This is a genomic window from Citreimonas sp. (assembly GCF_042096055.1).
Taxonomy (GTDB): domain Bacteria; phylum Pseudomonadota; class Alphaproteobacteria; order Rhodobacterales; family Rhodobacteraceae; genus Citreimonas.
Genome location: NZ_JBELMH010000005.1, coordinates 14,374 through 18,983, shown reverse-complemented (window position 1 = coordinate 18,983; position 4,610 = coordinate 14,374). Strand labels below are relative to the sequence as shown.

Below are 4,610 nucleotides of genomic sequence, written 5' to 3'. Positions count from 1 at the left end.
TGGATAAAGCCGCGATCGTCGTTCTGCGCCGCCGCCGCCATCGGCAGAAGCAGCAGGAATGCCAGTATGTATCGCATCAGAATGCCTGCCCGATCCCGAGGTAGATCTGAACGCCCTCGCCGGTGCCGCCCGAGACGGGGCCTGCCACGTCCAGCCGCAGCGGACCGATCGTGGTGTCGTAGCGCAGGCCCAAGCCCGCGCCGGAATGCCAGTCGCCGTCGTCGAAGCCGAACGGCTCGGATCCGACATAGCCCACGTCGTAGAAGCCCACGACGCTGATGTTCTCGCGCACGTCGACGCGAACCTCGCCCGAAAGGCCGGCAAAGCTGCGCCCGCCCAGGTCGATGCCGTCGTATTCCGCGTCGAGCGAGCGGAACGGCTGGCCGCGCACGGTCCCGCCGCCGCCCGAGTAGAACAGGAATTCCGGCGGCGCATCGAGCGCGTCGGGGCCGACCACCGCGCCCAGCTGCCCGCGCGCGGCCAGCACGACGTTCTCGCCCACCGAATAGTAGGCGCGGGCGTCCAGTTCGGTGCGCGCGCCGGAATCGCCGTCGCCGCTGACGACGGCGAAGGGCTCGACCTCGGCGCGCAGGAAGTAGCCCTCGGTCGCGTTCAGCGCGCTGTCGCGCAGGTCCCATTCCAGCGAGGTGGGGAAGCTGAGCAGGGTGAACTCGCGCTCGGGGTAGTCGCCGTCGGCGTCGCGCGGCAGGAACCGATCGGTGATGCGCGAATTGCGCAGCGCGATGCCCAGCGATCCCGTCAGGGCGTCCGAGAACTCGCGCGTGGCCCCCAGCTCCAGGCGCACGGTTTGGTCGATGTAGTCGGGCTCGTCGGTGTATTCGATCGCGGCAAGCGCGAAGAAGCGCGTGTCGGGGCCGTAGACGGCGGGCTTCTCGAAGCGCGCGGACAGCGAGTAGTCCGGCCCGCCCGAGGTGCCGCCTAGCTGCGCGGCCTCGCCCTCGATCCGCAGGCGCTCGGCCCCGCCGAGGATGTTGCGGTGCAACCAGAAGCCGGTCAGCGTGAGGCCCTGCAGGCTCGAGATTTCGGCGCCGGCACCGATGCGGCGCGGCTCGCGGTCGATCACGTCGATGGTGAAGTCCAGCGTGCCGTCGGCGTTTGGCTCTTCGGCCTCGGTGATCGTGGCGCTGCGGAAGGTGCCGGTGCTGCGCAGGCGGTCGGCGGCGCGCTCGACCGCGTCCGGAGAGAACGTCTCGCCGCGCGGAATGCCGGCGATCTGGCGCACGCGCGGCGCGCGCACGGCGCTCTGGCCGCCGACCGTGACGTCGCCGAACCGCAGGCGCGGCCCGGGCGCTACCCGGACGATCACGTCGAGGCGGTTGCGTTCGTGACGGGCGATGATGTCCTGATCGGTAACCTGCGCCTTGGCGAAACCCAGCTCCTCCCAGCCTTCCACGGTCGACTGCGCGGCGTCGCGCACGGTGGTGGCCAGCGCCGGCGCGCCGGTGCGGAAATCCTCGAACGGCTCGGCGGTGGGCGGGCGCGGCGCGATGTCGGTCACGCCCAGATCGAAGCGCGCGCCCGGCTCGACGATGACCTGCACGCTGTCCACGGTGTCCGGCGCGTTCAGCGGCGCGATGGTCGCGGCCTCACGCCCGTCCAGCAGGATCCTGACCGACGCGCCGTAGAAGCCCTGGGCGTACAGCGCCTCGAGCAGGCGGGCGTAATCGGCCTGCGCCGCGGCCAGAACCTCGTCCCCGTCCGTGCGCGCCTCGTCGGGCAGGGTGCCCAGAAGCAGCGCGTCGACGAGGCTGGTGCGCAACTCGGGAAGCTCGTCGGCGCGTGGCAATCGCAGGACGACCTGCTCGAACGCGGCGGCCGGCATCGGACTGGCGGCGGCGAGGAGTGCGACTAGCGGGGCGGCGCCCCGAATCCGGCGGAAACGGAAAAGCGGGTTCATCATCCGTTAACGGTAGGACACCGCGTGCAAAACCGCCACGGTTTCGGCACACCTTTTTGTGCCCGCCCGGTCACGTTCCCGCGGATCGGCAAGGTTCCGCGCGACGCGCGGTCACGTGAAAGGGTGGTGCCGAGCTGTGCTTTACGTGCGGCGCAGGCGGATCACCACGTCGACGGACGTGATCTCGGCGCCTTCGGGCGTACGCGGCAGGCGCGCGATCTCGAGCTCTTCGGACGGCGCGTCGGTCAGGCGGGCGTCGTCCTCCCAGAAGAAATGCGGGTGATCGTGCATGTTGGTGTCGAAGTAACTCTTCGACCCGTCGACGGTCACCTCCTGCATGAGGCCGGCCTCGCAGAACGCCTTGAGCGTGTTGTAGACCGTGGCCAGCGACACGCGCTCACCCTCGTGCTTGGCGGCCTCGAACAGGCTTTCGGCCGTGACGTGCCGGTCCTTGCCGTCGCCGACCAGCAGCGACGCCAGCGCGATACGCTGCCGCGTCGGCCGTAGCGCGCTTTGCGCAAGCCACTCGCGCCCGCGCCGAACCGCATCATCCGTCATGTCCGAAACCTTTGCCATGCTTTGCATATAAAGGTCCCGGCGCCGGAATTTCAATCGGTTTCGGTGGTTTCACACGTGGACGTGCGGTCGCGGGCGGCGGGCGTGCCGCCCTTGTCACCGTTGTCCGGCCGGTGGTAGAGGGGCAAAGGGAAATGCAACAGCAAGCAGGGGCGCGCCGCATGGCCGAGTATCCGACCAGTTTCGGCAAGGAAGACCTACTGAAATGCGCGCGCGGCGAGCTGTTCGGACCGGGCAACGCCCAGCTGCCCGAGCCGCCGATGCTGATGATGGACCGGATCACCGATATCTCGGGCGACGGCGGCGCGCACGGCAAGGGCCACGTGGTGGCCGAGTTCGACATCCACCCCGACCTGTGGTTCTTCGCGTGCCACTTTCCGGGCAATCCGATCATGCCGGGGTGCCTGGGGCTCGACGGGCTGTGGCAGCTGACCGGCTTCAACCTGGGCTGGCGCGGCTGGAAGGGGCGCGGCTACGCGCTGGGCGTGGGCGAGGTCAAGCTGACCGGGATGGTCCGCCCGGACCGCAAGATGCTGACCTATTACGTGGACTTCACCAAGGCCGTGCAGACCCGCCGGCTGACCATGGGCGTGGCCGACGGCCGGGTCGAGGCGGACGGCGAGACCATCTACCAGGTCAAGGACATGAAGGTCGCGCTGAGCGAGAGCTGAGCCGCCCCGAAAACGGGTGTCCCACGATGGGACACGACTGCGCCCAAGGAAATCAATGACTTCCAGAGGTGTTTTTACGTTTCGTCAACGAATGGGCCGCGCCGCAGGTCGGTGCGCGCGGCGTTGATCGTGGGCCCGGCGGGGCCGTTGCGCGCCTGCAACCCTGCCTTGCGTCCCCGGGCGGCAATGCCCTACACACGCCCTGACATATGAATGGAGGCCGCATGCGCCGTGTCGTCGTCACAGGGCTCGGGATCGTTTCGAGCATCGGAAACAATGCGCAGGAGGTCCTGGCCTCGCTGAAGGCCGGTCGCTCGGGGATCACCGCCAACGAGCAGATGAAGGAACACGGGTTCCGGAGCCAGGTGGCGGGCTCGATCGACATCGACGTCTCGGAACACATCGACAAGCGCACGCTGCGGTTCATGGGGCCGGGCGCGGCCTATGCGCATATCGCGATGCAGCAGGCGATCGCGGATGCGGGGCTTGAGGAAAGCGACATCGTCAACCCGCGCACCGGCCTTGTGGCGGGCAGCGGCGGGCCGTCGACCAGTGCCATGCTGGCCGCGCACGAGACCGTGCTGAAGACCGGCGGCACCAAGCGCGTGGGGCCCTTCGCGGTGCCGAAATGCATGTGCTCGACGGTCAGCGCGAACCTGTCGACCGCGTTCAAGATCAAGGGCATTAACTATTCGATCACGTCCGCCTGCTCGACCTCGCTGCACTGCATCGGCAACGCGGCGGAACAGATCATGCTGGGCAAGCAGGACGTGATGTTCGCCGGCGGCGGGGAAGAGCTCGACTGGACGCTGTCGTGCCTGTTCGACGCGATGGGCGCGATGTCGTCCAAGTTCAACGACACGCCCGAGAAGGCCAGCCGCGCCTTCGACGAGAAGCGCGACGGGTTCGTGATCTCGGGCGGGGGCGGCATGCTGGTGCTGGAAGACCTGGAACACGCCAAGGCGCGCGGTGCCAAGATCTACGCCGAGGTGACGGGCTACGGCGCCACGTCCGACGGCGCCGACATGGTCGCGCCCTCGGGCGAGGGCGGCGAACGGGCGATGCGCCTGGCGCTGGGCACGCTGCCGGAGGGGCGCAAGATCAGCTACATCAACGCGCACGGCACCTCGACCCCCGTGGGCGACGTGGGCGAGATCGAGGCCGTGCGCCGCGTCTTCGGCGACGGCAGCACGCCGCCGGTGTCGTCGACCAAGTCGATGACCGGCCACAGCCAGGGCGCGACCGGCGCGCAGGAGGCGATCTACTGCCTGCTGGCGCTCGAGAACGACTTCATCATCCCGTCGATCAACGTCGAGACGCTGGACCCGAAGCTGAAGCCCGAGGAAATCGCGACCGAGTGCGTCGAGAATGCGGGGCTGGATTCGGTAATGACGAACTCGTTCGGGTTCGGCGGTACGAACGGGTCGATGGTGCTGTCGCGCCTG

4 protein-coding genes are annotated in these 4,610 nt (G+C 68.7%); 2 read left to right on the top strand and 2 right to left on the bottom strand.

Features of this window, described 5'->3' with window-relative positions; genetic code table 11:
• Positions 1-76: 76 nt before the first annotated feature.
• Entirely contained in the window at positions 77-1,843 is a 1,767-nt protein-coding gene (locus ACFDTC_RS02465) for an autotransporter assembly complex family protein (protein ID WP_375257280.1), read from the bottom strand.
• A gap of 216 nt (positions 1,844-2,059) precedes the next feature.
• Entirely contained in the window at positions 2,060-2,476 is a 417-nt protein-coding gene (gene irrA / locus ACFDTC_RS02460) for an iron response transcriptional regulator IrrA (protein WP_375257345.1), read from the bottom strand.
• 179 nt (positions 2,477-2,655) lie between these two features.
• On the opposite strand from irrA, the gene fabA reads away from it, so the two are divergent.
• Both fabA and fabB read left to right on the top strand, forming a co-directional pair.
• Positions 2,656-3,165, top strand: a complete 510-nt coding sequence (gene fabA, locus ACFDTC_RS02455; protein ID WP_375257279.1) for a bifunctional 3-hydroxydecanoyl-ACP dehydratase/trans-2-decenoyl-ACP isomerase — start codon at positions 2,656-2,658, stop codon at positions 3,163-3,165.
• Between the two features lie 224 nt (positions 3,166-3,389).
• The coding region (fabB, locus tag ACFDTC_RS02450; RefSeq protein WP_375257278.1) for a beta-ketoacyl-ACP synthase I at positions 3,390-4,610 on the top strand (1,221 nt) is incomplete at its 3' end.